At 36.6% G+C, this 2,417-nt stretch carries 3 protein-coding genes; all 3 read left to right on the top strand.

Going from position 1 to position 2,417, the window contains the following annotated elements:
* Positions 1–221: WD40 repeat domain-containing protein (locus F6K22_RS38800; RefSeq protein ID WP_293110264.1), on the top strand; the 221-nt coding region annotated here is incomplete at its 5' end.
* A 508-nt stretch (positions 222–729) separates the two neighbouring features.
* Positions 730–1,431 (top strand): MBL fold metallo-hydrolase, encoded by a 702-nt coding sequence (locus F6K22_RS38795; RefSeq protein WP_293110262.1) that lies wholly within the window; start codon positions 730–732, stop codon positions 1,429–1,431.
* A gap of 390 nt (positions 1,432–1,821) precedes the next feature.
* Positions 1,822–2,417, top strand: a 596-nt coding sequence (locus F6K22_RS38790) for a sulfite exporter TauE/SafE family protein (RefSeq protein ID WP_293110261.1), incomplete at its 3' end; no start/stop codon positions are given.

Genomic DNA, 2,417 nt, shown 5'->3' with positions numbered 1-2,417 from the left:
GGGAGTTACATACTTTTGACCGTTATAGGCGTGGTTTTAATAGTATCTGTTTCAGTCCAGATGGTCAAATGATTGCCTCTGGAAGCAAAGATGGCAAAGTGATTTTGTGGAATTTGAATCTGGAAAGTCTGATAAAACTCGGTTGTGAGTGGGTGGGAGATTATCTGAAAAATAATCCTAATGTTAGTGAGAACGATCGCCAACTATGTGAAAATTTTTGATGTTCAATTCTGTCAATCAAAAATTGGGAATATCAATAGACTTCTCTGAAAAAGAGATAGATTTTTTGCGCATAGTAGGGAACAGGGAACACTTAACTGGGAACAGTTAAGATATTTTTACCAAAAAGGCAGGAAAAAGGATTTTTTCTGCTGACTTTTTCTTTCTTTAGCTAATATAACTAAAAGGTTTATTTATTTTCCGCAGATGTCTATTAGACTTCTCCAGAAAAGAGGGAATAGGGAATAGGGAGAAGTAATTGATAATTTAGGCTTTGGTGAATCAAGCTATGAAACCTAAATTTTGCCAAATATAAAATGCTCAATGTTAATAGTTAGGCAATTAGCATTAATGGAAAATTAATACATAATCATAGCCACGCATCACCAACGCCATAATTTATGGATAAGAATTGATTCTATTTTTGATTATCGGAGATGTCTAATATGGCAAGAGCTTTAGATTTATACTAAAATTTCTAAATATTTATTTCAATAAATCAACAAAAAAATGCTATTTCGACAACTAATAGACCCAATAACAAGTACCTATACTTATCTATTTGCCGATCGGGCAAATAAAACAACAGTGTTAATCGATCCAGTTTTTGAACAGGTCGAACGAGACTTGCAATTATTAACAGAATTAGGATTACAACTACGCTATTGCTTGGAAACACACATTCATGCAGACCATATTACAGGAACTGGTAAACTACGCACCGCTACAGGATGTTTAAGTGTTGTGCCAAAAAACTCTCAAGTAACTTGTGCCGATCGCTTTCTCGAGGATGGAGAAATATTAGAAGTAGGAGAAATTCAGATTCAGGCGATCGCTACTCCCGGTCATACAGACTGCCATTTAGCCTATTTAGTAAACAACAAATACCTACTTACAGGAGATTCTCTGTTGATTAGAGGTTGTGGTCGGACAGATTTTCAAGGGGGAGATGCAGGAGTCTTATATGATGTAGTCACTAAAAAGTTATTTACACTTCCTGATGAGACCTTAGTTTATCCCGGTCACGACTACAAAGGTCAGACTGTTTCTACCATTGGGGAAGAAAAACAATTTAATCCACGTTTTGTCGGTCGCGATCGCTTGAACTTTATTCAATTTATGGCCACCTTAAACTGGCCTCATCCTAAAAAAATGGCAGAAGTTGTGCCAGCAAATCAAAACTGTGGTAAAATAACCGATAATTTGGATTGAAAACTTTCCCCTTTCTAGTGGCTCACTACTGAAGCTGAATAAATTGGACACAGGTTAGTGCAACAACTAGAGCTACTATTAGACATCTCCGATAATCAAAAATAAAATCAATTATTCCCCACAAATTATCAATTATTTCCCCCCACTCCCTACTTCCTACTCCCTACTCCCTCTTTTCTGGAGATGTCTATTATTAAGTATTTTACCGAACATGATATAAGTTATACTTGTAGCAAATCAACGTTATCAATTCACTTTAAAGATTTCACAAATACTTTCAAACTTTAAATGTGAAATGATTTCCTGAAATTATTGTATTGTCAAAGTTTTTAGCCTATAAAATCTTGCTTTTGACTTTTGACTTTTGACTTCCGTGAAACGGTATTACTCATGTTAGTTTCGATTATTGGTCATTTCCTAGCAGTCCTGATTGGCATTACTCTAGGATTAATGGGTGGTGGTGGTTCTATGTTGGCAATTCCAGTTTTAATCTATGTTATGGGATTGGATGCCAAAGAAGCTATTGCCATGAGTTTTGTGATGGTGGGTATAGTAAGTTTAATAGGACTTATTCCTCATTGGCAACAGGGAAATGTCAACTTCAAAGCGGCCATAATTTTCACTCCACCTGCAATGTTGGGGGCTTTTTTAGGGGCACGTCTAGCTTCACTACCAATGATTACAGATACTATTCAACTGATGGCTTTTGCCATAATGATGCTAGTTGCCAGTGTGTCAATGATTTGGGGTCAGCTAAATCAGTTGCAGAATGAATTACCACATTCACCTCAAAATCATGGGTTGGCAATGATGCTGGAAGGGTTAGGTATAGGAACTATAACAGGTTTTGTAGGTATTGGTGGGGGTTTTGTGATTATTCCAGCGTTGGTCCTTTTGGTTGAATTTCCATTGAAGGAAGCGATCGGTACGTGGTTACTGTTTATGCCTTTTAATTCGTTACGGGGTTTTCAGGGTTATTTAGACAA

The sequence above is a fragment of the Okeania sp. SIO2F4 genome, from assembly GCF_010672385.1.
Taxonomy (GTDB): domain Bacteria; phylum Cyanobacteriota; class Cyanobacteriia; order Cyanobacteriales; family Microcoleaceae; genus Trichodesmium.
Note: the sequence above shows the minus strand (reverse complement) of the source record. Positions and strands in the feature narration are given on the sequence as shown.

Coding starts and splice junctions, on each gene's coding strand:
- F6K22_RS38795 (WP_293110262.1), top strand. CDS start 730: ATGCTATTTCGACAACTAATAGACCCAATAACAAGTACCTATACTTAT.